Origin of the sequence: Micromonospora sp. NPDC049366 (assembly GCF_044466625.1) — a bacterium.
Taxonomy (GTDB): domain Bacteria; phylum Actinomycetota; class Actinomycetes; order Mycobacteriales; family Micromonosporaceae; genus Micromonospora.
Map to the genome: position 1 here is coordinate 287,236 of NZ_JBITMV010000005.1, position 25,392 is coordinate 312,627.

A 25,392-nucleotide genomic window follows, 5' to 3' on the forward strand; every position below is an offset into this window, starting at 1 on the left:
CTAGGGTCTGCCGGGTGTCGGTGACGCAGCACCGGCACCCGGCAGCGGACAAGGCACACGCATCGGACGCGCGTCGCTCGTCAGCGACCGTCCAGCCGCCTCCGCCGCCCCAACATCCCCGATCTTCCACCCCGGGAGTACGCGTGATCCGTACCAAGCTGTCGCTGCGGCGACCGCTGGCCGTCCTGGGGGCCGTTCTGCTCGGCCTCACCGGGGCCGCCGCGGTAGCCGCCCCAGCCAGCGCCCACCACACCACCATCAAGGCCACCGCGAAGTGCGACAACGCCAGCGGCGAGCGGGTGATCACCTGGACGGTCGAGAACAGCGAGCGTGACAAGGACGCCACGCTGAAGAAGGTGACCGCCGAGCCGAACACCCCGGTGAAGCTGAAGGACGACGAGACCAAGTCGCTCGAGGGCGCCGTGCTCCTCAAGGGCCGCAGTCTGAAGGCGGTGCAGCGGGTCCCCGCCGACACCAAGAAGGCCACGCTCAACGTCCACGCCTACTGGCAGGTGACCGGGTGGGACGCCAAGGACTCGGGCAGCATCAACCTCGCCGCGGACAAGCCGTGCAAGCCGGCGCCGACGTGCGTGGACGCCAGCAAGGCGAAGTACAGCCACACCTTCGACGGGCCGAAGGGCACCGCGACCGTCAAGCTGGACGGCGACCTGCCGCTCTGCGGTGACACCAAGCAGTACTTCACGCTGGTCTCGTACTTCGCGCCGCGGCCGCAGTTCGCCACCCCGCAGTACGTCTACGGCACGCCGGACAGCGACTTCGTCGGCGGCAACCAGACCGAGATCGAGCTGAACGTCGAGATCCCGAACTGCCACACCCAGGTCGACCTGATCTGGGGTGACAAGGACGCGGTCATCGACCCGCTGGTCGAGGGCGGCAAGCGGTACGACAACCTGAAGCTCGGCTCGCCGGGCGCCCCGGGCAACCGTTCCACCGGCCCGAACGGCTGGTGGAACGGCGGTGACAAGAGCTGCACCACTCCGGCGTCGACCTTCGCCTCCAACTGCGACGGCACCGTCACCGTCTCGCTCAGCAACGACGGCAAGATCAGCAAGTACCCGGTCGAGTTCGAGGTCAAGGGCGAGAACGGCTTCTCCAAGAAGGTCACCGTCGAGCCGGGCAAGGCGAACACCGACACCGTGGTGCCCGCCGAGAGCGCCGGCAAGATCGAGGTGCTGGTCGACGGCAAGGTGATCGAGGGCGGCACGTACTCGTGGCAGCGCCCCGAGGACTGCCCGCTGCCGACCGTCACCACCGAGGCGGACTGCAAGAACTTCACCCTGACCGCGTCCAACCCGGAGGGTGGCCTGCCGGTCAAGGTCGAGTTCAGCTACGAGGGCAAGACCGAGACCCGCACGGTGGCGGCGGGCAAGTCCGAGTCGGTCACCTTCAAGGCCGGCAAGGCCGACAAGGCTCTCGTCTCCCTTCCCGAGCTGGAGCTCGAGATGGAGGCCCTCTACACCCCCGAGGGCGAGTGCGGCGGCGGCGGTGGCGGCGGCGAGGAGCCGGGCCTGCCGGTGACCGGCGCCGCGGCCGGTGGCATCGCCGCCGGCGCCCTGGCCCTGCTGGCCATCGGCGCGGTGCTGTTCGTCGTCGCCCGCCGGCGTCGGGTGCGGTTCACCGCCTGATCCGGTAGCGACCCGCGAGGGCGCGTCGACCATCGGTCGACGCGCCCTCGTCGTCTTCCGGCACCAGCGGATACCGGCACGTGGGGGGCGCTCCCGGCTCGTGGGGCGGGCACGGCCCGTGGGACAGCGGCCGATCCAGCGCGCCCGGTCAGCCCTTCTCCAGGTACTCCGCGCGTTCCTCGTCGACCAGCGCGGCCACCGACGCGGCCAGCGCGGGGTGCCGGACCAGCTCCGGGTCCTCCTCGACGATCGCGATCGCCTCCGCCCGGGCGTCCCGGATCAGGTCGGCGTCGCGCAGCAGCGACAGCAGACGCAGATGGGAGCGGCGCCCGGACTGGGTGGCGCCGAGCACGTCGCCCTCCCGGCGCTGCTCCAGGTCGAGCTCCGCGAGCTTGAAGCCGTCCGTGGTGGACGCCACCGCGTCGAGGCGTTCCCGCGCGGGGCTGCCCTCCGGCGCCTCGCTGACCAGCAGGCACAGCCCGGCCGCCGATCCCCGGCCGACCCGGCCACGCAGTTGGTGCAGCTGGGAGACCCCGAACCGGTCGGCGTCCAGCACGATCATCACGGTCGCGTTCGGCACGTCGACGCCGACCTCAACGACGGTGGTGGCCACCAGCACGTCGAGCTGCCCGGCGGCGAAGGACCGCATCACCGCGTCCTTCTCGTCGGCCGGCAGCCGCCCATGCAGCACGCCGATCCGCAGCCCGTGCAGCGGCCCCTCGGCGAGCAGCGGCGCCACCTCGGTGACCGCCAGCGGCGGGCGGCGGCCGTTGTCGTCCTCGCGGGGCGGCTCCTCCTCGTCGGCCGGGCCCTCACCGATGCGCGGGCACACCACGTACGCCTGATGCCCGGCCGCCACCTCCTCGCGGAGCCGGCGCCACGCCCGGTCCAGGAAGGCGGGCTTCTCCGCGGCCGGCACCACGTGCGAGGCGATCGGCGAGCGGCCCCGGGGCAGCTGGGAGAGCGTGGAGATCTCCAGGTCGCCGTAGACCGTCATCGCGACCGTGCGCGGGATCGGCGTCGCCGTCATCACCAGCACGTGCGGCGGCTGGTCGGCCTTGGCGCGCAGCGCGTCCCGCTGCTCGACGCCGAACCGGTGCTGCTCGTCGACCACCACCAACCCGAGGTCGGCGAAGTCGACCCCCTCGTAGAGCAGGGCGTGGGTGCCGAGCACGATCCCGGCCCGCCCCTGCGCCACCTCGGCCAGCGCCCGCCGTCGGGCGGCGGCCCCGAGCGAACCGGTGACCAACTCGACGCGGGTGGCGTGCTCGGCGGCGTCCAGCTCACCGGCCCGGGCCAGCGGCCCGAGCAGGTCGAGCATCCCCCGGTGGTGCTGGGCGGCGAGCACCTCGGTCGGCGCGAGCAGCGCGGCCTGCCCACCGGCGTCGACGACCTGGAGCATCGCCCGCAGCGCGACGACGGTCTTGCCCGATCCGACCTCGCCCTGCAGCAGCCGGTGCATCGGGTGCGGGGTGGCCAGGTCGGCGGCGATCTCCCGGCCGACGTCCCGCTGCCCCGGGGTCAGCTCGTACGGGAGCCGGGCGTCGAACGCGTCGAGCAGGCCGCCCGGGCGCTCCGGGCGGGGCCGGGCCGGCCAGTCCGCGGCCCGGTGCTTGCGCTGCACCAGCGTCAGCTGCACCGCGAACGCCTCGTCCCACTTGAGCCGGCGCCGGGCCCGGTAGAGGTCCTCCTTGCTGGACGGACGGTGGATCTCGCGCAGCGCCGGGCCCAACCCGACCAGGTTGCGGCCGGCCCGGACGGTCACCGGCAGCGGGTCCTCCGGCGGGGTGACGGTGTCCAGCACCACCCGGACGCAGCGGGCGATGACCCAGGTGGGCACGGCCGCGGCCGCCGGGTAGACCGGGATGAGCGCCCCGGCGAACTCCTCGACCTCCTCGTTGGCCGCCGCCTCACCCTCACCGCCCTCGCCGAGCAGCACGTATTCGGGGCCGTTGAGCTGACGCTTGCCCCGGAACTCGGTGACCTTGCCCGCGAAGAGACCCCACCGACCGGGGCGCAGCTCCCGCTCGCGCCACGCCTGGTTGCCGAAGAACGTCAGGGTGAGGACCCCGCCCGAGCCGTCGCCGACGGTCACTTCCAGCAGGTTGCCCCGGCGCTGACGCATCGGGCGGACGGCGGTGCGCTGCACCTGCGCCAGGACCGTGACCTGCTCGCCGACGTCCAGCGAGCGGATGTCGGTGTGCTCGCCGCGCTCGTCGTATCGCCGCGGGAAGTGGTAGATCAGGTCACCGGCCGTGTGCAGGTCGAGGTGGGCGGCCAGCGCCTTCGCCGTCTTCTCCCCCACCAGCTTCTTGAGGGGCGTGTCCACGGTCGCCCCCGCGTCGCCGCCGCCGACGTTCGGCTCGCTCATTCCACCCCCACCAGCAGCGGATAGTGCGGCTGGCCACCCGGATAGGCGTGCACCTCGACGAACGGCCAGTGCTGCCCGACGTGGGCGCGGACCGCGTCGACGAGACCGGCCGGGGCGTCCGCACCGGAGATCAGGGTCACCAGCTCGCCGCCGCCGCCGAGCATGCGGTCGACCACGGCGGCGCACGTGTCGACCAGGTCGGCGCCGATCAGGTGCACCTCACCGTCGACCAGGGCCAGCACGTCCCCGGGCCGGCACGGCCCGGCCACCGTCAGCGCCTCACGGCTGGCATAGCAGACCTCGGCGTAGCGGCAGGCCCCGGCGGCCTCGGCCATGGCGATGACGTCGTCCTCGAAGCGACGGGCCGGGTCGCGGACGGCGAGCGCGGCCAGCGCCTGCACCGGGGACCGGGTCGGCACGACGCTGACCTTGACGCCCAGCCGGTGCGCCTCCTTCGCGGCGGCTCCGGCGACGGCCTGCGTGTTGGGGTCGTTGGGGAGCACCACCACCCGGACCGCCCCGGTGGCACGGATCGCGTCGAGGAGCTCACCGGTGGACGGGTTGCCCGGCACGACCGTCGCGCCCTCGCCGCCGAACAGGGTGGCGATGCCGGCGCCGGGTGCGACCACCACGGCGGCCCGCGCGGCCTGCTCCGACAGCGCGGGAGGCGGTGAGAGCGGCGGGGGCGGCGGCGTCTGGTCGGCGAAGCGGGTCACCGAGATGCGGTGCGGCCGGCCGGCGACCACTCCCGCCTCGATCGCGGCGCCCACGTCGTTGACGTGCACGTGCACGTTCCAGGTCGGCTCCGGCCCGTCGCCGTCACCGACGATCACCAGGGAGTCGCCCAGGCCGGCGAGGACGTCGCGCAGCCGGTCGACCGCCGCGCCCTGCGCGTCGAGGAGGAACTGCACCTCGTAGGCGTACTGGTCGGAGCCGGTCTCCCGGACGACGGTGGCCGGTGGCCGGGGCGCTCGCGGCGCGGGCGCCACCCGGGCCGGCCGCTCACCGGTCACCACCTCGACCAGGGCGTCGAGCAGCAGGCAGAGGCCGCGCCCCCCGGCGTCGACCACCCCCGCCCGGGCCAGCGCCGGCAGCTGGTCGGGGGTGCGGGCCAGGGCGGCCGCCGCCTCACCGGCCGCCGCACCCACCACCGCGCACAGGTCGTCGCTGTCGGCCCGCTCGGCGGCCGTGGCCGCCGCCGCGACCACGCTGAGCAGAGTGCCCTCCACCGGCCGGGCGACCGCCGCGTAGGCGGCCGCCGTCGCGTCCCGCAGCGCGGCGGCCAGCTCCCGGCCGCGCAGGGCCGGCGTGACCGCGGCGGCGTCGGCGAAGCCGCGCAGGATCTGCGACAGGATCACACCGGAGTTGCCCCGGGCGCCCAGCAGCGCGCCGCGGGCCATCAGCCGCAACGCGTGCCCGTGCGGGGTCGCCGTGCCGTCCGGCCCGGTGTCCAGGTCCATGGCGAGAGCCTGCTGGGCGGAGGTCAGGGTGAGCACGAGGTTGGTGCCGGTGTCACCGTCGGGCACCGGGTAGACGTTGAGCTGGTCGATCTCGGCCTGGTGCTGCTTGAGCGCGGCCAGCCCGCCCGCGCACCAGCGGCGGACCGCGGCGGCGTCGAGGGTGTCCAGCACGCGAGAAGCCTACTGGCGGACACCGACGGCCGTCGGGCTCGCCCGGGCGTGTCCCGCCGCACCCGGGTCGGCGCGGGGCGTGGGTATCGTCGGGGCACGGCATCGGCGGGCGGCGGCGGTGCTCGGGGTGCGGCCAGGCCCGGTTGGGCAGGTCCGCCGGTCATCGGGTAACCTGACCAGGTTGCCCGGGCAGCGCCTGCCCGCGACCTCATGAACGTTTCAAATCCCAGGAGTATCCCGTGGCTAGCGTGTGCGACGTCTGTGGCAAGGGGCCGGGCTTCGGCCACAACGTGCCCTGGTCCAAGAAGAAGACCAACCGCCGCTGGAACCCGAACATCCAGTCGGTGCGCACCCCGGCCGGTGGCGGCACCACCAAGAAGCTGCAGGTCTGCACCTCCTGCATCAAGGCCGGCAAGGTCGCCCGCGCCTGACCTGGCGCAGACCAACCTGATCGACGGCGCAGCCGGCGGACCACACGGTCCGCCGGCTCTGTCGTGTGCGCTGACAGGAACGCGACGGCCTGTCGACTAACCGCGTACGCGCGGTTAAGGTCTCCCTGCGCGATCGCCGGGCCGGCCGGCGGATCGACCAGGGGAGGGCGAGCGTGGGGCTGGACCTGGGCCGAGAAGAGCTGATCATCGTCGGGGCCTCGCACGGCATGTTGCGCTGGTTCGCCGACGACCTGCCACCGGGCAGTGTGGTGCTCGTCGAGGAGCCCGACATCATCGACCGCCGTGACGTCGCGGGGCTGGCCAGTCAGCTGCCCCTCATCTCCCGGGTCGTACCGGTCGAATACCAGACCGGGCTGGACACCGCGGCGCTGCTCGCCCGCGAGCCCGGGCTCGCCACCGCCCGGCTGATCATGCCGGGCCTGGAGTACGCGGTCCGCGCCGCCGCCCAGCTGGCCGACGCGCTGGGTCTGCCCGGCGCGGGTGTCACCGCCGCCGAGATCTTCTCCGACAAGCACCGGATGCGGCTGCTGGCGGCCGAGGCCGGCCTGGCCAATCCCGCCTTCGCGCTGGTCGACGACCCCGCGGCGGCCGCCGCGTTCGCCCGCCGCCACGGCGGCCGGTGCGTGCTGAAGCCCACCCGCCGCTCGGGCAGCCTCGGCGTGCAGATCCTCAGCGACCCGGAGCAGGTCGCCGGGGCCTGGGCCGAGTCGGCCGCACCCGAGTCACCGCCGGACGCCACCGGGCGCGGGCTGCCGACCGAGGTCCTCGTGGAGCAGGTCCTCGACGGCCGGGAGCACAGCGTCGAGCTGCTGGTCGCCGACGGCGAGGTGATCTTCGGCAACGTCACGGACAAGCGGGTGCAGCCCGGGCGCCGCCCGGTGGAGACCGGGCACACCGTCCCGTCCCTCCTGCCGCCGGAGGTCCAGCGGAGGCTGCTCGACGCGGCCACCCGGCTCGGCCGCGCGGCCGGCTTCCGCACCGGCGTGCTGCACAGCGAGTGGATCGTGGCGGACGGTGAGCCGACGCTGGTCGAGTGCGCCGCCCGGCTCCCCGGGGACATGATCACGGCGCTGATCTCGATCGCGTACGAGTGCGGGCTCGTCGAGGCGTACCTGCGGACGCTGCGCGGCGAACGCCCGGCCCTGCCGGCGCGCCCGTCCGGCGCGGCGGCGGTGGAGTTCCTGCTGGCCTCGCCGGGCACCGTCACCGGCGTCGACGGGGTCCGTGCCGCGCGCCGGGTGTCCGGGGTGCTGAACGTGCAGGTCGACGTCGCGCCCGGCGCCACCGTCGGCGAGGTGACCCACTCGCTGGCCCGCAGCGGGCACGTTCTGGTGTGGGGGCCCGACGCGACCGGGGCGACGGCCACGGCGGTCAAGGCCGTCGAGCAGATCCAGATCGCGACCGCCTGAGCCGGCCGGGGTCACCGACGTCCGGGCCCGGGTTCGCCGGGCCCGGACGTCAGAGGGTACGGCCGAAGGAGATGCAGCCCGGGGCGTCCTTGTAGAAGCCGAAGTTCGGGATCCGCTCGTAGCCCGCCGACGTGTACATCGCGATCGCCTCGGGCTGCCGGTCGCCGCACTCCAGGATCATGCGCTTGCGCCCGTGCTCGCGGGCGGACCGCTCGACGGCCGCCAGCACCGCACGGGCGACGCCGCGCCCCCGGGCCGCCGGTGCCGTGTACATCCGCTTCAGCTCGGCCGTGTCCCCCGCGGCACCGTGGCTGCGCCAGCCGCCGCAGCCGATCGGCTCGCCGTCGAGGTGGGCGACGAGGAAGGCACCGACCGGCGGGGCGAACTCGGCCGGGTCGACCGGGGTCTCGTCGCCGCTGCCGCCGTAGCGGGCGCCCAGGTCGGCCAACGCGTCCCGGATCAGTCGCTGGGCCACCGGCGAGTCGAAGCGCACGGCGTGGATCTCGATGTCGCTCACCGGTAAAGGGTACGACCAGCCCGGACCCTTACCGGAAGTGATCCCAGCCGGCCGGGCCCGCGTACGGCTCTCCGTCGACGGTGACGCCCGCACCGACGACCACCCGGCCGATCGGTCGCCAGGTCGGCGGCAGCACCACCGACGGCGGGAACGTGGCCGCCAGGGCGTGGTCGTCACCCCCGGTGAGGAGCCAGGAGTACGGATCGACGCCGAGCGCCTGCGCCGCGTCGCCCATCTGCCGGGGCACCTCGAAGGCGTCCCGCCGCAGGTCGATCCCGACGCCGCTGGCCTTCGCCACGTGCCCCAGGTCGGCCAGCAGCCCGTCCGACACGTCGATCATCGAGGTGGCGCCGAGCCGGGCGGCCTCGGGCCCCGCCGGGTACGGCACCTCCGGCCGCCGGTACGCCTCGACGAGCAGCCGGGGCGTGCGGAAGCCCCGCGAGAGCACGGTCAGCCCTGCCGCGGCGTGGCCGGTGCGGCCGGCGAGCGCGACCACGTCCCCGGCCCGGGCGCCGGAGCGCACCACCGGCGCCCGGCCACCCAGGTCGCCAAGGGCGGTCACCGCGATGGTCAGCGTCGGGCTGGCGGACATGTCCCCGCCGACCACGCTGGCGCCCACCGTCGCCGCCTCGGCGGCCAGCCCGTCGGCCAACTCCTCGGCCCAGCGCGCCTCCAGGTCCGCCGGCATGCAGAGGGCCACCAGCAGGGCCGTCGGGGAGGCCCCCATGGCCACGATGTCGGCCAGGTTCGCCGCGGCGGCCCGGTGCCCGACGTCGCGGGCGCTCGACCAGTCCCGCCGGAAGTGCCGCCCCTCGACCAGCACGTCGGTCGACGCGGTGACCCGCGCGTCCGGAGCGGCGATCACCGCCGCGTCGTCGCCGGGGCCGAGCAGGGTCGCCGGCCCGTGTGCGAGCCGCGCCGTCACCCTCTCGATCAACCCGAACTCGCCGAGCCCCGCGACGCTCAACCCGCCACCTCGTTCCGCTCCGCCCGCCCGGCACCGCCGCGCTCGCTCACCGCTTCTCCTCGACCACCGATAGGGATCGGACCTGCTCCGTAAGGTAGTTTCACCCTTCGGGCCGCCGAGGCGGCGACGGAGGGAGGTCGAGTCGTGGTACAGGCGTACATCCTCATCCAGACCGAGGTCGGCCGCGCACGTGACGTGGCCGGGCTCATCGCGGACCTCGCCGGCGTGGTACGCGTCGACGCCGTCACCGGGCCGTACGACGTGGTCGTCCTCACCGAGGCGAACACCGTCGACGAGCTCGGCAAACTCATCGTCAGCAACGTGCAGATGGTGCCCGGCATCACCCGCACCCTCACGTGTTCGGTGGTGCGTCTGTAAGTGGACAAGATCACTACCTCGTCCGTCGACGACCGGGACCGGGCCGACGAGAGCCCGGCCACGGTCGACGACGGCACCGCCCGGCCGGACCGCACCAACCGCCGCGCCGCCCTGATCGCGACGCTGGTCGCCCTGCCCATCACGCTCGTGGTGGCCGGCTTGACCTTCGCCCAGCTCACCCCGGACGCCCCGGCGCCCGCGCCCAGCCCGTCGGCGACGACCGCCCGGGCGCAGTCCACCGCCCCGGTCGAGATGACCGCCCCGGCGCTGGCCGCCCGTCCGGCGACGCTGTGCCGCGCCCTGCTCTCCCAGCTGCCGCCGACGCTGCGCGACCTGAACCAGCGCCCGGTGACCGCCGGCCCGGAGCAGAACGCCGCGTACGGCGACCCGGCGCTCACCGTCGCCTGCGGCGGCGCGGAGCCGACCGTCGGGGCGACCGACGACGTCTGGCGGGTCAACAAGGTCTGCTGGTACGCCGCCGAGCAGGCGGACGCCACCGTGCTCACCACCCTCGACCGGGAGACCCCGGTCGCGGTCTCGGTGCCGCGCACGTACGGGCAGCCGTTGCAGTGGGTGTCCCCGATCTCCGACACGATCGTCGCCACGGTGCCCTCCGGCGGCGACGCTCCCGCCGGCTGCCAGGGCTGACCTCGGCCCCCGCCGCCGGCGGGACGGCCCGGCGACGGGCGACCCCGGCCGACGCGGCTCGCGACGGCGTTCAGGCCAGCCCGGCTGGCGACGGCGTTCAGTGCAGGCCGACGCCGCGCGTGAGCGCGGTGCGGATGAGGCGGTCGACGAGCTTCGGGTACTCCAGGCCGGCGGCCGCCCACATGCGGGGGAACATCGACGTGGGCGTGAAGCCCGGCATCGTGTTGATCTCGTTGAGGTAGACGTCCAGCTCGGGGGTGACGAAGAAGTCGACCCGGGCCAGCCCCGCGCAGTCCAGCGCGGTGAAGGCACGCACGGCGTACTCCTGGACCTGCCGGGTCACCCGGTCGGGCAGGCCGGCGGGAATGTCGTACTCGCAGGAGTCGTCGAGGTACTTCGCCTCGAAGTCGTACCAGTCGTGGTCGGCGATCACCCGCACCTCGGCCAGCACGGAGGCCTCGGGCGCGCCGCCGGCCTCGCCCTCCAGCACGCCGCACTCGATCTCCCGGCCGACGATCGCGCCCTCGATCAGCACCTTCGGGTCGATCTGGCGGGCGGTGGCGACCGCCGCGTCCAGGTCGGCCCAGTCGCTGACTTTGGTGATGCCGAACGACGAGCCGGCACGGGACGGCTTCACGAAGACCGGCAGGCCGAGCCGCTCCTTGTCCGCCTCGGTCAGCGTCATGCCGTTGCGCAGCACCACGTACGGACCGACCGGGATGCCCTCGGCGGCGCAGAGCTTCTTGGTGAACTCCTTGTCCATGGCGGCGGCGGACGCGAAGACGTTCGCCCCGACGTACGGGATGCCGGCCATCTCCAGCATGCCCTGGATGGTGCCGTCCTCGCCGTACGCGCCGTGCAGCACCGGGAAGACCACGTCCACATCGGCCAGGGCCCGGGGCCCCTCCGCCGGGTCGAGCACCATCAGGCCGTTGCCCGTCGGGTCGGCGCGCAGCACGAGGTCCACGCCGGAGTCCGCGGTGATCTCCGGCAGCTGCCGGGCGTCGATGGCGAGCTGGGCGGGGTCGCCGCTGGTGAGCACCCACTGCCCGGCCCGGGTGATGCCGACCGGCACCACCTCGTACTCGTCCGGGTCCAGCGCCCCGATCACACTGCCGGCGCTGACGGCGGAGATGCCGTGCTCCGGGCTACGGCCGCCGAAGACGATCGCCACGCGGGTCTTGCCTGGGGTGGTCACTCCGGTCACCTCTCCGGTCGTGGACGTGGGCTGCTCGCCCACCCGGTTGACCTTACTGTGCGTGGCCATGGGCCGAGGGTGATACCCGGCGAGAGGCGGGACCACACGCATTCGGTCAACGGGTGATAACGGTGCGTAACCGCCCATCGAACTCCGCCGACGGACGGTGGGGTCGCCGGGGCGCTGCCGGCCACCGCGCCGACCCCTCCCCCACTACGCTGCTCGGCTGTGAGCTCCGACGCCCTCATCGACTCCCTGTCGTCCGCGGTCGACGCCCGCCCCGACGACCTGCCGCTGCGCCTGCACCTCGCCGCCCTGCTGCTGGACGCCGGCCGGGGCGGCGAGGCGATCGCGCAGATCGGTCAGGCGCTGGCCCGCGACCCGGGCAGCGACGCGGCGCAGGCCCTGATGCAGCGGGCGCTCGGCGCCGCCGTACCGCCGCCGGCGCCCGCGCCCCCGGCGGTGCCGGCCGCCGGTCCCGCTGCGGCGGCGCCGCAGCCGCCCGCGCAGCGCCCCGCGCCGGCCGGGCCGACCGACGATCCGCTCGCGGCGTACGAGCAGGAGCTGGCCGACGTGGTGCCACCGCGCTTCGCCCGGGCGGGCGACGAGCCGGAGCCGGTGACCGGCGACGGCGACCGGGTGTACGACGTGGAGACCTCCAGCATCCGGCTGGCCGACGTGGGCGGCATGTCGGCCGTCAAGGAGCGCCTGGAGCTGGCCTTCCTCGGCCCGCTGCGCAACCCCGAGCTGCGCAGGATGTACGGCAAGAGCCTGCGCGGCGGGCTGATGCTCTACGGGCCGCCCGGCTGCGGCAAGACCTTCCTGGCCCGGGCGGTGGCCGGCGAGATGGGCGCCAAGTTCGTCTCCCTGTCCATCGTGGACGTGCTGGACATGTGGATGGGCAACTCCGAGCGCAACCTCCACGAGCTTTTCGAGGCGGCCCGCCGCAACGCGCCCTGCGTGCTCTTCCTCGACGAGGTCGACGCGCTGGGGCACAAGCGTTCCCAGGTCAGCTCCAGCTCGATGCGGACGCTGGGCAACCAGCTGCTCGCCGAGCTGGACGGGATGGAGGGCAGCAACGAGGGCGTCTTCGTGCTGGCCGCCACCAACACGCCCTGGGACGTCGACCCCGCGCTGCGCCGGCCCGGCCGCCTCGACCGGGTGGTGCTGGTGCTCCCGCCGGACGCCGAGGCCCGCGCGGCCATCCTCGAATACCACCTGCGGGAGCGACCGATCGCCGGCATCGACCTGCGCAAGGTGGTCGCCGCCACCGAGGACTTCTCCGGCGCCGACCTGGCCCATCTCTGCGAGACGGCCGCCGAGTACGCGATGGCCGACTCGGTCCGCACGGGCGAGGTGCGGATGATCGAGCAGCGGGACGTCGAGCGGGCCCTGAAGGAGGTCCGACCGTCGACCCGGCCCTGGATGGCGACCGCCCGCAACGTGGCGATGTTCGCCAACGAGGGCGGCGTCTACGACGACCTGGTGGCGTACCTCAAGAAGCGCAAGCTGATCTGACCGCGCGGGTGGCGGGGTCCGCCGGGGCGGACCGGTCGGGCCCCGGCCTCCGCCCCGGCGGCGTCAGTCGCGGGCGTGCCGCCGGCCGACCGCGATCACCTTCACCCGCTGGCGGCCGGCCCGCACCATGCCCAACGCCATGAACGCCCCGGCGATCCGGTCGGCAGCCTCCCGGCTGCTGGCCCCGACCACCTGGCGACGCCGCTCCGGGCTGGTCCGCTCGTTGCGGCCGGGGCCCTCGAAGGGGCGCACGTCGGTCAGCACCACCAGGAACCGGGTCATCGCCGCTCCCGGGGGTGGTCGGCGCAGACTTGCGGACCGGTACGCACGCTGACTCCCTTCGGACGGGCCGGGACGGCGTGGCACGCGGCGATCGGGTACGGGGGAGAAACCCGATCGCCGCGCGCCCCATCCCCTCCGGTCGCTCACCGCCGCCGTCGCCACGACAACCGGCAGTGAGGACGCGACAACAGATTGACAGCTTTACAGCCGTGAATGCAACTCTCATCGACGTTCTCTCATGTACTCGTTCCCAGATGTGTGCAACCATCGATGCATGGCCCCCAAGACCGCCCGAGCCCGCCGACTCGGCATCGCCCTGCGCACCCACCGGGAGGCCGCCGGCCTCACCCTGGAGGCGGCGGCGGACGAGATCAACAGCACCCGCAGCACCCTCTCCCGCTACGAGAACGCCCAGACACTGATCAGCCCGGCCACCGTCCGCGCGCTGCTCACCCTCTACGGCGTTCCGTCCGAGGACGTCGCGGCGGCCGTCGAGCTGGCCAAGGACGCGCGCCGGCCGGGCTGGTGGGTCTCGTACTCGTACCTGCTGGACCGGCGCACCATCGACTTCATCGCGTTCGAGTCCGAGGCGACCGGGATCGCCAACTTCGAGCCGTCCGTGGTGCCGGGCCTGCTGCAGACCGCCGACTACATCCGGGGCGTGATGCGCGGCGGCCCACACACCCTCAGCGACGAGCAGGTGGAGCAGCGGGTGAGGTTCCGGCTCGACCGCCAGCAGCGGCTCACCGCCGAGGAGCCACCCATCTTCGACGCCATCATCGACGAGGGCGCGCTGCTGCGGCCGGTGGGCGACCGGTCGGTGATGGAGGGCCAGCTGCGGCACCTGGTGAAGATGGCCGAGCTGCCCAACATCACCGTCCAGGTGATCCCGCTGGCCGCCGGCTACCACCGCGGCACCCGTGGCTCCCTGCACATCCTGGAGTTCGCCGACCCGGAGGACCCGATCATCGCCTCGGTGGAGACGGTCGCCGGTCAGATGATCCTCGACCGCCCCGGTGACCTGCGCACCTGCACCAAGATCATGGAGCACCTGCGGACGGTCGCGCTGAGTCCGGCCGACAGCCGCGACCAGCTCGTCACACTTCTGAAGGGACGGTAGGACCGATGACACCGACGATCAGCGCGGCGCTGGCAGCGGCCGGCTGGCGCAAGAGCAGCCACAGCGGCGACGAGGGCGCCTGCGTGGAGGTGGCGACGATCTCCCGGCTGGTCGCCGTGCGCGACTCGAAGGACCCCGCCGGGCCGGCCCTGCTCTTCCCGCCGGCCGCCTGGACGGCTTTCGCCCAGGCCCCGCCGCGGCGCTGACCCCGCCTCGGGTCCGGCCCCCGGTGGGCGGTGGCCGGACCCGAGCACGACCGACGGACGAGCTCAGGCCACCAGCGGTTGCGGCGCCGGCCCGCTGCGCAGCGCCTCCAGCGCCGCGATGGCCGCGCCCCGCGCACCGGCCATGTCCCGGTCCGGCACCAGCGCGAAGGTCGCCACGGCGGCCTGCTCCTCCCGCAACACGGTGTGCTCCCGCACGGTGGCCAGGAACCAGTCGCGGAACTCCGGCGCCGCCTCCACCACGCCCCCGCCGACGAAGTACGCGTGCGGGTCGGTGAAGTTGGCCGCGATCGTGAAGAGCCGGCCGAGCGCCATCGCCTGCTGGGTGAAGATGGCCCGCGCCAGCGCGTCGCCCCGCTCGCCGTAGCCCCGCACCAGCTTCGCCGCCCGCGCCGGTGGCTCCGTCGCGAGTGGGTGCCCGGGATACCGGGTCAGCCAGTACGGCAACAGGTTGCGCTCGATCGCGGTCAGCGAGGCGATGCTCTCCGCGTCGCCGGCGAAGCCGCAGGCACAGGTCGGGACCGGCTGTTCCGCCGCCAGCAGCCCGTCCAGCGGCAGGTGTACGTGCCCCAGCTCCCCCGCCATCCCGGCGGCCCCGGCGACGACCCGGCCGGCCTCGACCACGCCACCGCCGAGCCCGGTGCCGACGATCGCGGAGACCGACGACCGGGCCATGGCTTCCGCCCCGAAGTGCACGTGGTGGGCGTAGAGCGCCGCCGCGTTGCCGTCGTTGTGGTAGGTCACCGGCAGGCCGAGCCGCCGTTCCAGCGCACCCCGCACGTCGAAGCCGCGCCAGGCCGGCTGGGAGAAGTTGGTCGAGCCGCGCGAGGAGATGACGCCGGTGGCGCTGGCCGGCCCCGGCGTGTCCAATCCGACCGCCCGGACCACCTCGCGCGGCACCCCGGTGTGGGCCAGCACGCCGTCCAGGGCGCGGGCCAGCGCCTCGATCGCCGCCTCCGGGCCGGCCTGCACCTCGCTCGGTATCTCCACCAGCCCGTCCACCAGGAACTGGCCGTCCAGTGTGAGGACGGTGGCGTTGTTGCTGGTGCCGCCGTTGTCCAGACCGACGACCACCGGCACCCCTGCGCTGCCCACGAAAGCCTCCGTCCGTCGCGACGCCGTGCCGCCCGCACGTCGCGGCGGACCGGCGAACCGTGATGCGAGGCTAGTGCCCCTGCCCCGCCCCCTGCCACCGCCGGAACCTCGGGGGAGCAGAACAGGCCGTACGAGATCTTGGTAGGAGACGGCCCCTCCGGGGGCACTTTCCTACCAAGATCCGTGAGGGCCGCCGGCGGCCGGTCAGGTGGGGCGGCGGGCGGTGACGGCGGTGGCGTCCAGGTCGTCGTCGTGGCGGACGGTCGGCAGCAGGCCCGCCGCGACCAGCTCCGCGCAGAGGGCGTCGGTCTGCCGCTCGGCGGCCTCCACGACGAGGTGTCCACCGGGGGCGAGCCAGTGCGCCGCGTCGGCGATCACCCGGCGCAGCACCGCCAGCCCGTCCGGGCCGCCGTCGAGCGCCACCGGCGCCTCGTGGTGCCGGGCCTCGGCGGGAAGCAGCGGCACCGCGGCGCTCGGCACGTACGGGGCGTTGGCGATCACCAGGTCCAGCCGTCCCCGCCACCGGGTCGGCAGCGGCGCGAAGAGGTCGCCCTGGAACACCGGCACCTCCAGTCCGGCCAGGTTGCGACGGGCGCAGGTGACCGCCGCCGGGTCGATGTCGACGGCGGCCAGCCAGCGGGGGGCGAGCCGGTGCGCGAGGACGAGCGCGGCGGCACCGGAGCCGCAACACAGGTCCACGACGGCCGGCGCCGGGCCGGCGAGCGCGACGGCCGCGTCGACGAGCAGGGCGGTCCGTCCCCGGGGCACGAACACGCCGGGGTCGACGGCCACCCGCAGGCCGCAGAACTCGGCCCAGCCGAGCAGGTGTTCCAGAGGTGTGCCGGCGACGCGGCGGTCGACCAGGTCGCTCAGCGCGGCCGCGGAGTCGGCGGCGTCGAGGAGCAGATCGGCCTCGTCCTCGGCGTAGACGCAGCCGGCGGCGCGCAGCCGGCGCACGAGGTCGGGACGGTCGGGGGTGAACGGAACGGTCATGGCAAGCCTCCGGGTGCGCTCGTTGGCGCTCCCGACCGCCGCTATCGGCGCGGCGGTGACGCGGGAGGGAGCGCCGGTCCTGCTGTCTGGTGGATCGGACTCACCTCCTCGGGTCGGGGCCCCGTGACGGGCCACCGGAACCATAACCCGCCGCGCCGTCGCTCAGCTCACCGGGCGGCGTCGAGCGCGGACGTGATGTCGGCGACCAGGTCCGCCGTGTCCTCGACCCCGCAGGAGAGCCGGACGAAACCCGGCGCGGTGTCGTCACCCCACTGGGCCCGCCGGTCCGCCGTGGTGTGCAGGCCGCCGAACGAGGTGGCCGCCACGACCAGCCGCGACGCCGCCACGAACCGGCTCACCCGGTCGGCGTCGCCGAGGTCGAAGGAGAGCACCCCCGGCATTCGGCGCATCTGGGTCGACGCGACCGGGTAGGCCGGGTCCTCGGGCCGCCCCGGCCACCGCAGGCCGGTCACGTCCGCACGGTCGGCGAGCAGCGCCGCGACCGCCTCGGCGTTGGCGCTCTGCCGGGCCAGCCGCAGGTCCAGGGTGGCCAGCGACCGGTGGGCCAGCCAGGCGTCGAAGGCGCCCGGGACGGACCCGGTCGTCGTACGCCAGGTGGTCACCGCCTCGACCAGCTCCGTCGACCGGCTGGCCAGGTATCCGAGCAGCAGGTCGGAGTGGCCGGTGAGCGCCTTGGTGCCGGAGGCGACGACGAGGTCCGCGCCCAGGTCCAGCGGGCGCTGACCGAGCGGCGTGGCGGTGGTGTTGTCCACCGCCAGCAGGGCACCGGCGGCGTGCGCCCGGTCGGCGAGCGCGGCCACGTCGACCACGTCCAGGCCAGGGTTGGCCGGGGTCTCCACCAACACCAGCCGCACGCCCTCGAACGACGGGTACGGCCCGACCGTGGGCGCGAAGAGCACCCGCACACCGAGGGCCGCCAGCACGTCGGTGGCGAACGCCCGGACCGGGAAGTAGCCGTCGGTGGGCAGCACCACCGCGTCGCCGGGCCGGAGCACGGTCAGCAGCAGCCCGGTGATCGCCGCCTGCCCGCTGGCGAAGACCCGGCAGTCGCCGCCCTCCAGCTCACCGATCGCGGCCTCCAGCAACCGCCGGGTCGGGTTGTCCGGGCGGCCGTACCCGTTCGGGCTCGCCGCCGGGCCCGCCCACGGGTCCAGGTGGTACGGCGCGGCGAACACCGGGCCGGGCAGGAACGGCTGTCCGGGCGCGGGCTCGGGCAGGCCGGCGTGCACGCAGCGCGTGCCGTCCCCCAGATCGTTCATCGGGTCCTCACTCGTACGACTCGGGCTTCGCGGTACGGCTCATCAGCGCGTCGACGGCGAGACGCGGGTCCATGCCCTCGTGGCAGATCCGCTCGACCTGCTCGGTGATGGGCATCTCCACGCCGTGGGTGCGGGCCAGGTCACGGATGGCCAGGCAGCTCTTGACGCCCTCGGCGGTCTGACGGGTGGCGGTCTGCGCCTGCTCCAGGGTCTCACCCCGGCCGAGGTGCTCGCCGAAGGTGCGGTTCCGGGCCAGCGGCGACGAGCAGGACGCCACCAGGTCACCCATCCCGGCCAGGCCGGCGAAGGTGATCGGGTCGGCGCCGAGCGCCACGCCCAGGCGGGCGGTCTCGGCCAGGCCACGCGTCATGAGCATGGCGCGGGTGTTGTCGCCGAAGCCCATGGCGGTGGCGATGCCGTACGCCAGGGCGATCACGTTCTTGACCGCGCCGCCCAGCTCGCAACCGACCACGTCGTCGTTGGTGTACGGCCGGAAGTACGGGGTGCGGATCGACGACTGCACGAGGGCGGTCCGCCGGCTGTCCGTGCCGGCGACGACGGTCGCGGCGGGCTGTTCGGCGGCGATCTCCGGGGCCAGGTTCGGGCCGGAGACGACGACCACCCGGTCGGCCGCCACCCCGGCGGTCTCCACGATGACCTCGCTCATCCGCCGGGTGGTGCCCAGCTCGATGCCCTTCATCAGCGAGACCAGCGTGGCGTCGGGGTGCAGGTGCCCGGCCCACCCGGCGAGGTTGGCGCGCAGGGTCTGCGACGGCACCGCGAGCACCACCAGCTCGGCGCCGGTGATCGCCTCGGCGGCGTCCGCGGTCGCGGTCACCCGGCCCGGCAGGACCAGCCGCGGCAGGTACTCCGGGTTGCGTCGCTCGGCGAGCAGGGTGTCGGCGACGCGCTGCCGACGCGCCCAGATGGTCACGTCCCGGCCGGCGTCGGCGAGGATCTTGGCGAACGCGGTGCCCCAGGAGCCCGCGCCCAGCACCGCGACGTGCCCACGCCACTCGTTCACGCCGCTGCTCCGTTCGCTCACGCCGATTCGTCCTGCTGCTGACGCCGTGCGCGGCCGGGCCGCTCCCACAGGGGCGGTGGGGTGCCGCCCCGGATCTCGCCGACCATGTCCCGCAACCGGAGCATGATCGTCTCGGTCATCTCCTCCAGCGTGGTCCGGGTCGGTGCCGCGCCGGCCCACCGGCTCAGGTCGATCGGCGGACCGGCCACGACGGTCACCGGGATGCGGGGCCGCAGGCTGATCCGGGCGGTCCGCGGGTCGAAGATCTTCTCCGGTCCCCACATGGCGACCGGGATGACCGGGGCGCCGGTGGCGAGCGCGAGCCGCGCCGCACCGGTCTTGCCCTTCATCGGCCACAGCTCGGGCTCCCGGGTCGTCGTGCCCTCCGGGTAGATCACCACGGCGCCGCCGTCGTTGAGCGCGCCGACCAGCTTGTCCAGCGAGCGGGCGGCGTCCACCGTGCCCCGCTCCACCGGGATCTGCCGGCAGCGATGCAGGATCCAGCCGACCACCGGCACCCGGAAGACACTCGCCTTGGCCAGGTACTGCGGCCAGCGGCCGGAGTCGTAGATGAAGTGCGCGGAGACCAGCGGGTCGGCGTGCGACAGGTGGTTCGGCACGATGATGATGCCGCCGTCCCGACGGAGGTGCTCCATGCCCCGCCACGTCCGGCGGGTCCACACGATCATCAGCGGCTTCACCAGCGTCACGGCGAACCGTGCCCAGAATCCCAGCCTCCGCCGTGCCACCGCGCCTCCTCGTGCCCCCGGGCCCCCGCACCGGACCGCCGGTGCCACCCGCAGCCGAAATCATGCCTGCTCCCCCGTGGTGCGGGCCAGTGAGGGTACGTCCGTCCGGCTGGCAGGATTGCGGTGTGAGTCAGCCGAGGTGGACCGTGGTGGTCCCGATGAAGCCCCTGACAGCGGCGAAGAGTCGCCTGCGTGGGGCGCTGCCGCGCGTACGCCACGAGGAGTTGGCGCTCGCCCTGGCGGCCGACACGGTCCGCGCGGTGCTGGCCTGCCCGGCGGTCGCCGAGGTGGTGGTCGTCACGGACGACGCCCGCGTCGGCACGACGGCCCGGGCGGCCGGCGCGCGGGTGCTGCCGGACCCGCCGGACCGCGGCCTCAACGCGGCCCTGCGCCACGGGGCGTCCGCCGCCCGTGGCGGCGGCTGGGTCGCCGCTCTCACCGCCGACCTGCCCGCGCTGCGCCCCGACGACCTGGCCGCCGCGCTGCGGACGGCGCAGGACGGTCCGGCCGTACGCCGGTTCGTGGCCGACGCCCCCGGCGACGGAACCGTGCTGCTCGCCGCGCCGCCGGGAGTGCCGTTGGACCCCCGGTTCGGCGTCGGCTCGGCGGCCGCGCACGAGGCGAGCGGGGCGCTGCCGCTGACCGGTGACTGGCCGAGCCTGCGCCGTGACGTGGACACGGCGGCCGACCTCGCCGCCGCCACCGCCCTCGGGCTCGGTCCCCGCACCGCCGCGCTCGCCGGCCCGAAGGTCAGCCCGGCCGGCACGCCGGGCTGACCACAGCGCAGCCCGGCCGGCACGCCGGGCTGACCACAGCGCAGCCCGGCCGGCACGCCGGGCTGACCGGTGTACGGTGCTGGCATGCAGGGCACGGTGGCCACCTACGACGCGGCGACGCGCAGCGGGCTGCTGCTCCTCGACGACGGCACCGAGCTGGCGTTCCCGGCCCGCGCGTTCGACGCCTCCGGTCTGCGGCTGCTCCGCCTCGGCCAGCGGGTCCGGGTGGAGACCGACGCGGCCGGCGAGGTCGTACGGGTGACGTTGCCGACGATGAGCTGACACGTCGCCGTCAAGTTCATTTTGCGTTCACCGGAATCGGGGAATCATGGGCAGGTGAGCACCCCTCGCGAAGATCCCGCCCCGCCCGCGACCGAGCGCTCCGCGGCCCGCAACGGCACCCGCACGCGCGGCGCCGACGGGCGGTTCCGCCCTGCCGACACACCGGGCTCCCCGGATGTTCCGGACGCCCGGTTCCGCCCCGCCGACGCCGGTCAGGCCGAGTCCTCCCGGGCTGCCCGTGCCGACGTGCCCCTCACCGACGCGCCGGCCGCCTCCTCCGGCCTGGAGGAGGTGCTGGACCCGGAGGCGCCGCCCGCCCTCGAGCCGCTGCCCGAGGACCGGTTCCTCAACCGGGAACTCTCCTGGCTCGACTTCAACGCACGGGTGCTGGCGCTCGCCGAGGATCCCCGGACACCGCTGCTGGAACGCGCGAAGTTCCTGGCCATCTTCGCCAGCAACCTCGACGAGTTCTACATGGTGCGGGTGGCCGGCCTGAAGCGCCGCCTGCAGGCCGGTCTGCCGGTACGCGGCGGCGACCGGATGCCGCTGCGTACGCAGTTGGCGCAGATCGCCGAGAAGAGCGCCGAGCTGGTCGCCCGGCACGCGGCGTGCTTCGTCGACGACGTGCTGCCGAGGCTCGCCGCGGAGGACATCCGCATCCTGCGCTGGAGCGACCTGGACGACGCCGAGCGGGAGCGGCTGCGCACCTACTTCCGGGAGCAGATCTTCCCGGTGCTGACGCCGCTCGCGGTCGACCCGGCGCACCCCTTCCCGTACATCTCGGGGCGGTCGCTCAACCTGGCCGTGGCCGTGCGCGACCCGGACGGCGGGTCGGAGCTGTTCGCCCGGGTGAAGGTGCCGAACAACGTGCCGCGCTTCGTGCGGGTGGCCCGGGACCAGCCGGGCGTCCGGATGCTGCCGGTGGAGGACCTGATCTCGGTGCACCTGGGGCAGCTCTTCTCCGGCATGCAGGTGGTCGAGTGCCACCTGTTCCGGGTGACGCGCAACGCCGAGGTGGAGGTCGACGAGGACCGGGACGAGGATCTGCTCCAGGCCCTGGAGCGGGAGCTGGCCCGCCGCCGGTTCGGTCCGCCGGTGCGGCTGGAGGTCGCCGCCTCGATCAGCGACCACATGCTGGAGCTGCTGGTCCGTGAGCTGGACATGGACGACCAGGACGTGCTGCGGGTGCCCGGCCTGCTCGACCTGTCGGCGCTGTGGCAGCTCTACGGCGAGGCCGACCGGCCCGACCTGAAGGACAAGCCGTTCGTCCCCGCCACCCACCCACGGCTCGCCGAGGGTGAGGTGCCGCGCAGCGTCTTCGCCACCCTGCGCGACGGGGACATCCTGGTGCACCACCCCTACCACTCGTTCGCGACGAGCGTGCAGCGCTTCATCGAGCAGGCCGCGGCCGACCCGAATGTGCTGGCCATCAAGCAGACCCTCTACCGCACCAGCGGCGACTCCCCGATCGTCGACGCCCTGGTCGACGCCGCGGCCGCCGGCAAGCAGGTGGTGGTGCTGGTCGAGGTGAAGGCGCGCTTCGACGAGGTCGCCAACATCGGCTGGGCCCGGACGCTGGAACGCGCCGGCTGCCACGTGGTCTACGGCCTGGTCGGGCTGAAGACGCACTGCAAGACGGCTCTGGTGGTGCGCCAGGAAGGCAACCAGATCCGCCGCTACTGCCACATCGGCACGGGCAACTACCACCCGAAGACCGCCCGCCTCTACGAGGACTTCGGAATGCTCACCGCCGACCCGGAGATCGGCGCCGACCTGACGGACCTGTTCAACGTGCTGACCGGCTACAGCCGGCAGACCGCGTACCGGCGGCTGCTGGTCGCCCCGCAGGGCATCCGCAGCGGGCTCATCGAGCGCATCGAACGAGAGATCTCCCACGTCCGGCTGGGCATGCCGGGTCTGGTGCAGGTCAAGGTGAACGCGCTGGTCGACGAGGAGCTCACGGACGCGCTCTACCGGGCCTCCCGGGCCGGGGTCCACGTCGACCTGCTGATCCGGGGCATGTGCACGCTGCGGCCCGGGGTGCCGGGGCTGTCGGAGAACATCCGAGTCCGCTCGATCCTCGGCCGGTTCCTGGAGCACTCGCGGGTCTTCCGGTTCGGCAACAACGGCGACGCCGAGTTCTGGATCGGGTCGGCGGATCTGATGCACCGCAACCTGGACCGGCGGGTGGAGGCGCTGGTGCAGGTCACCGACCCGGTCGCCCGCGCCGAACTGGACCAGGTCCTCACCGCCGCCATGAGCCCGGAGGTGGAGGCGTTCGAGTTGAACGCCGACGGCACCTGGAGCCGGGACACGGGCAGCCCGGAGGAGCCGCTCGGGCACCTTCAGGAGCTGCTGCTGCGCCGCGTCGGTGGCACCGCCGGCTGACCCGCGCGGGGCATAGGCTGAGGCAATGGTGGAGGAGGAGCGGAAGTACGAGGTGGACGACACCTTCGTGCTGCCCGACCTGTCCGTCGCCGCGCCCTCCGGCGGTGAGGTGCGGGCCCGGCCACCGGTGACGCTGGTCGCCACCTACTTCGACACGGTCGACCTGCGGCTCGCCCGCGCCGGGGTCTCCCTGCGCCGCCGGGAGGGCGACGAGCTGCCGTGGACGGTGAAGCTGCCGACCGACCTGCCCGGTGTCCGGCAGGAGATCTCCCGCCCGGGCCCGGCCGGTGACCCGCCGGCCGAGCTGGTCGCGCTGGTCACCGTCCACTCCCGGGGCGCCGCGCTCGCGCCGGCCACGGTGGTGCGCACCGAACGGCACGCGTACGACGTGGTCGGCGCGGACGGCGACGTGCTCGCCGAGGTGGTCGACGACCGGGTGACGACGCTCGCCGGCGACGGCTCCCCCTCCGGGGGGTTCCGGGAGCTGGAGGTGGAGCGCAAGGCCGGCGGCCGGGGCCTGCTGGACCGGATCGGCGCGGTGCTGCGCGACGCGGGCGCGCACGGCGGCTCGTTCGTGCCGAAGCACGTCCGCGCGCTCGGTCCGGCCGCGGAGGGCGAACCGGACCTCGTCCCACCCGCCGGTCTGCCCGGCGACCCGACCGCCGGCGACGTGGTCACCGAGGCCGTCCGGCAGGGCGTACGCCGGCTGGTGGAGCACGACCCGATGGTCCGGCTGCGCACGCCGATGCCCGACGACACCCCGGTCCACCGGATGCGGGTGGGCTGTCGGCGGCTCCGCAGCGACCTGCGGACGTTCGCGCCGCTGCTGCGACCCGCCTGGGCCCGACCGCTGCGCGACGAGTTGCGGTGGCTCGGCGAGGTGCTCGGCGCCGCCCGGGACGCCGAGGTGCTGCGGGACCGCCTGCGTCGCACCGCCACCGCCGACCCGACCAGCCCGCTCGACCCGGCCGCCGTGGACCGGCTGGACGCCGCGCTCGCCGAGCGGCAGGGGCGGGCGCTCACGGCGGTCGACGAGGCGCTGCGCTCGCCCCGCTATCTGGCCCTGGTGGACGCCCTGGTGCTGGCCGCCCGGGCGCCCCGGCTGCGGTCACGGGCGACGGAGCCGGCCGAGCGGGTGCTGCCCCGGCTGGTGGCGAAGCCGTGGCGTCGGCTCGCGGGTGGCGGGAAGCGACCGGGCGAGGTGACGACGCTCGGCCCGACCGACCCGGACGAGCGGTGGCACGCAGTACGCAAGCAGGGCAAGCAGGCCCGCTACGCGGTAGACGCGGCGACCCCGGTGCTCGGTCGGCGCGCCCGGCGGCTCGGCACCGCGCTGAACCGCGTGCAGAAGCTGCTCGGCGAGCACCAGGACGCCGCGGTGGCCGCGCACACCTGGCTGGCCCTGGCGGCCGAGCATCCCACCGACCACGAGTTGGCGGTCACTGCCGGCCGGCTCGCCGAACGGGAGCGGGCCTCGGTCCGCCGTGTCCGCGTCGAGTTCCCGGCGGCCTGGCACCGCGCCAGCCGGCCGAAGCGCACCCGGTGGCTGCGGTGACCGAGATCCGCGCGGCCGGCGGGGTGGCCTGGCGGCCCACGCCGGACGGGGTGGAGGTCTGCCTGGTGCACCGCCCCCGCTACGGCGACTGGTCGCTGCCCAAGGGCAAGCTGGAGCCCGCCGAGGTTCCGTTGGCGGCGGCCGTCCGCGAGATGGCCGAGGAGACCGACGTGCGCGCCGTCCCGCAGGTGCGGCTGCCGTCCGCCCGCTACCGCAGCGAGGGCCGACCGAAGGTGGTCGACTACTGGTCGATGCGGGCCGTCGCGACGGGCGGTTTCCAGCCCGGCACCGAGGTGGACGAGGTGCGCTGGCTCGCCGTCGACGACGCGATCCGGCTGGTCAGCTATCCGCACGACGCCGAGGTGCTGGCCGCGTTCGCCGCGCTGCCGCCGGTGACCGGCACGGTCGCGCTGGTCCGGCACGCGCACGCCGGCAAGCGGGGCACCTGGTCCGGGCCGGACACCGCGCGACCGCTCGACGACGAGGGCCGGGCCCAGGCGGCGGCGCTCGCCGACCTGCTCGTGCTGCTCCGGCCGGATCGTCTGCTCTCCGCGTCCCCGCGCCGGTGCGTGCAGACCCTCGACCCGACGGCCACCCGGCTCGACCTGCCGATCGAGGTCTGCGGTGACCTGGACGAGCCCGGCCCCGGCCAGCAGCGCGACGAACGCGCGCTGGCCCTCGCCGCCCGCCTGCTGGAGCTGGGCGGCACGGACGGCCAGGTGGCGGTGTGCAGCCAGGGAAAGGTGATTCCGGGCGCCCTGGAGCAGCTCAGCGGGCGCGTGGGCGAGGACTTCACCACCCCGAAGGGCGGCGGCTGGCTGCTGGCCTTCACCGCGGACGGGCTGCTCGCCACCGAACGGCTCTGAGCCGAGCGCGTCGGCCCGCACCA

Annotated in this window: 24 protein-coding genes; 13 read left to right on the forward strand and 11 right to left on the reverse strand. The window is 74.5% G+C overall.

The genetic code is table 11. From position 1 onward, the window contains the following. Positions 1 to 143: 143 nt before the first annotated feature. Positions 144 to 1,646, forward strand: coding sequence for a cell wall anchor protein (locus tag ACIBTV_RS10535; protein WP_396703740.1), 1,503 nt, complete (start codon positions 144 to 146; stop codon positions 1,644 to 1,646). A 148-nt stretch (positions 1,647 to 1,794) separates the two neighbouring features. Here the strand turns inward: ACIBTV_RS10535 and recG are convergent, their stop codons facing one another. Next, a complete protein-coding gene (recG, locus tag ACIBTV_RS10540) occupies positions 1,795 to 4,017 on the reverse strand; it encodes an ATP-dependent DNA helicase RecG (protein ID WP_396703741.1) in 2,223 nt (740 codons plus the stop codon). Continuing rightward, positions 4,014 to 5,648 carry a DAK2 domain-containing protein gene (locus ACIBTV_RS10545; protein WP_396703742.1) on the reverse strand — a complete coding sequence of 545 codons (1,635 nt, stop codon included), beginning with the start codon at positions 5,646 to 5,648 and terminating at the stop codon, positions 4,014 to 4,016. Before ACIBTV_RS10545 ends, recG begins: the two co-directional genes overlap by 4 nt. A gap of 239 nt (positions 5,649 to 5,887) precedes the next feature. On the opposite strand from ACIBTV_RS10545, the gene rpmB reads away from it, so the two are divergent. Together rpmB and ACIBTV_RS10555 are read left to right on the forward strand one after the other, a co-directional pair. Next, positions 5,888 to 6,079 carry a 50S ribosomal protein L28 gene (rpmB, locus tag ACIBTV_RS10550; protein WP_091064024.1) on the forward strand — a complete coding sequence of 64 codons (192 nt, stop codon included), beginning with the start codon at positions 5,888 to 5,890 and terminating at the stop codon, positions 6,077 to 6,079. A gap of 173 nt (positions 6,080 to 6,252) precedes the next feature. Continuing rightward, entirely contained in the window at positions 6,253 to 7,509 is a 1,257-nt protein-coding gene (locus ACIBTV_RS10555) for an ATP-grasp domain-containing protein (protein WP_396703743.1), read from the forward strand. 49 nt (positions 7,510 to 7,558) lie between these two features. Here ACIBTV_RS10555 and ACIBTV_RS10560 read toward each other — a convergent pair whose 3' ends face one another. Beyond that, on the reverse strand, positions 7,559 to 8,026 hold the full coding sequence (locus ACIBTV_RS10560) for a GNAT family N-acetyltransferase (RefSeq protein ID WP_396703744.1): 468 nt from the start codon (positions 8,024 to 8,026) through the stop codon (positions 7,559 to 7,561). A gap of 28 nt (positions 8,027 to 8,054) precedes the next feature. After that, positions 8,055 to 8,993, reverse strand: coding sequence for a thiamine-phosphate kinase (locus ACIBTV_RS10565; protein ID WP_396703745.1), 939 nt, complete (start codon positions 8,991 to 8,993; stop codon positions 8,055 to 8,057). 144 nt (positions 8,994 to 9,137) lie between these two features. On the opposite strand from ACIBTV_RS10565, the gene ACIBTV_RS10570 reads away from it, so the two are divergent. Together ACIBTV_RS10570 and ACIBTV_RS10575 are read left to right on the forward strand one after the other, a co-directional pair. Then, positions 9,138 to 9,371 carry an Lrp/AsnC ligand binding domain-containing protein gene (locus ACIBTV_RS10570; protein ID WP_088646044.1) on the forward strand — a complete coding sequence of 78 codons (234 nt, stop codon included), beginning with the start codon at positions 9,138 to 9,140 and terminating at the stop codon, positions 9,369 to 9,371. After that, entirely contained in the window at positions 9,372 to 10,019 is a 648-nt protein-coding gene (locus tag ACIBTV_RS10575; RefSeq protein WP_396703746.1) for a DUF3515 family protein, read from the forward strand. 97 nt (positions 10,020 to 10,116) lie between these two features. Here ACIBTV_RS10575 and ACIBTV_RS10580 read toward each other — a convergent pair whose 3' ends face one another. Continuing rightward, entirely contained in the window at positions 10,117 to 11,217 is a 1,101-nt protein-coding gene (locus ACIBTV_RS10580) for a D-alanine--D-alanine ligase family protein (protein WP_396703782.1), read from the reverse strand. Positions 11,218 to 11,445: 228 nt separating this feature from the next. Between ACIBTV_RS10580 and ACIBTV_RS10585 the strand changes: the two genes are divergently transcribed. Continuing rightward, positions 11,446 to 12,735, forward strand: a complete 1,290-nt coding sequence (locus tag ACIBTV_RS10585; RefSeq protein ID WP_396703747.1) for an ATP-binding protein — start codon at positions 11,446 to 11,448, stop codon at positions 12,733 to 12,735. Positions 12,736 to 12,798: 63 nt separating this feature from the next. Here the strand turns inward: ACIBTV_RS10585 and ACIBTV_RS10590 are convergent, their stop codons facing one another. Further along, positions 12,799 to 13,017 carry a hypothetical protein gene (locus tag ACIBTV_RS10590; RefSeq protein WP_281576221.1) on the reverse strand — a complete coding sequence of 73 codons (219 nt, stop codon included), beginning with the start codon at positions 13,015 to 13,017 and terminating at the stop codon, positions 12,799 to 12,801. 274 nt (positions 13,018 to 13,291) lie between these two features. On the opposite strand from ACIBTV_RS10590, the gene ACIBTV_RS10595 reads away from it, so the two are divergent. After that, positions 13,292 to 14,137, forward strand: a complete 846-nt coding sequence (locus ACIBTV_RS10595) for a helix-turn-helix transcriptional regulator (RefSeq protein ID WP_091591121.1) — start codon at positions 13,292 to 13,294, stop codon at positions 14,135 to 14,137. A gap of 5 nt (positions 14,138 to 14,142) precedes the next feature. Beyond that, on the forward strand, positions 14,143 to 14,343 hold the full coding sequence (locus ACIBTV_RS10600; RefSeq protein ID WP_396703748.1) for a DUF397 domain-containing protein: 201 nt from the start codon (positions 14,143 to 14,145) through the stop codon (positions 14,341 to 14,343). 63 nt (positions 14,344 to 14,406) lie between these two features. Here the strand turns inward: ACIBTV_RS10600 and ACIBTV_RS10605 are convergent, their stop codons facing one another. The 5 genes from ACIBTV_RS10605 to ACIBTV_RS10625 form a co-directional block, all read right to left on the reverse strand. Next, a complete protein-coding gene (locus ACIBTV_RS10605) occupies positions 14,407 to 15,456 on the reverse strand; it encodes an ROK family protein (RefSeq protein WP_396703749.1) in 1,050 nt (349 codons plus the stop codon). A 204-nt stretch (positions 15,457 to 15,660) separates the two neighbouring features. Then, positions 15,661 to 16,449: a putative protein N(5)-glutamine methyltransferase gene (locus tag ACIBTV_RS10610; RefSeq protein ID WP_396703750.1), complete on the reverse strand. Its 789-nt coding sequence runs from the start codon at positions 16,447 to 16,449 to the stop codon at positions 15,661 to 15,663. 167 nt (positions 16,450 to 16,616) lie between these two features. After that, positions 16,617 to 17,729 (reverse strand): cystathionine gamma-lyase, encoded by a 1,113-nt coding sequence (locus ACIBTV_RS10615; RefSeq protein ID WP_396703751.1) that lies wholly within the window; start codon positions 17,727 to 17,729, stop codon positions 16,617 to 16,619. A 7-nt stretch (positions 17,730 to 17,736) separates the two neighbouring features. Further along, complete coding sequence (locus ACIBTV_RS10620; RefSeq protein ID WP_396703783.1) at positions 17,737 to 18,753, reverse strand: NAD(P)H-dependent glycerol-3-phosphate dehydrogenase; 1,017 nt, start codon at positions 18,751 to 18,753, stop codon at positions 17,737 to 17,739. A 17-nt stretch (positions 18,754 to 18,770) separates the two neighbouring features. Next, positions 18,771 to 19,502, reverse strand: coding sequence for a lysophospholipid acyltransferase family protein (locus ACIBTV_RS10625; protein WP_396703753.1), 732 nt, complete (start codon positions 19,500 to 19,502; stop codon positions 18,771 to 18,773). A 158-nt stretch (positions 19,503 to 19,660) separates the two neighbouring features. On the opposite strand from ACIBTV_RS10625, the gene cofC reads away from it, so the two are divergent. The 5 genes from cofC (at position 19,661) to ACIBTV_RS10650 (ending at position 25,369) form a co-directional block, all read left to right on the forward strand. Then, on the forward strand, positions 19,661 to 20,278 hold the full coding sequence (cofC, locus tag ACIBTV_RS10630; protein WP_396703754.1) for a 2-phospho-L-lactate guanylyltransferase: 618 nt from the start codon (positions 19,661 to 19,663) through the stop codon (positions 20,276 to 20,278). Positions 20,279 to 20,362: 84 nt separating this feature from the next. Continuing rightward, a complete protein-coding gene (locus ACIBTV_RS10635) occupies positions 20,363 to 20,560 on the forward strand; it encodes a cold-shock protein (RefSeq protein ID WP_396703755.1) in 198 nt (65 codons plus the stop codon). A 54-nt stretch (positions 20,561 to 20,614) separates the two neighbouring features. Next, complete coding sequence (locus ACIBTV_RS10640) at positions 20,615 to 22,948, forward strand: RNA degradosome polyphosphate kinase (protein WP_396703756.1); 2,334 nt, start codon at positions 20,615 to 20,617, stop codon at positions 22,946 to 22,948. Positions 22,949 to 22,973: 25 nt separating this feature from the next. Continuing rightward, positions 22,974 to 24,503, forward strand: a complete 1,530-nt coding sequence (locus ACIBTV_RS10645) for a CHAD domain-containing protein (RefSeq protein ID WP_396703757.1) — start codon at positions 22,974 to 22,976, stop codon at positions 24,501 to 24,503. Beyond that, entirely contained in the window at positions 24,491 to 25,369 is an 879-nt protein-coding gene (locus ACIBTV_RS10650) for an NUDIX domain-containing protein (protein ID WP_396703758.1), read from the forward strand. Before ACIBTV_RS10645 ends, ACIBTV_RS10650 begins: the two co-directional genes overlap by 13 nt. Positions 25,370 to 25,392 lie beyond the last annotated feature (23 nt).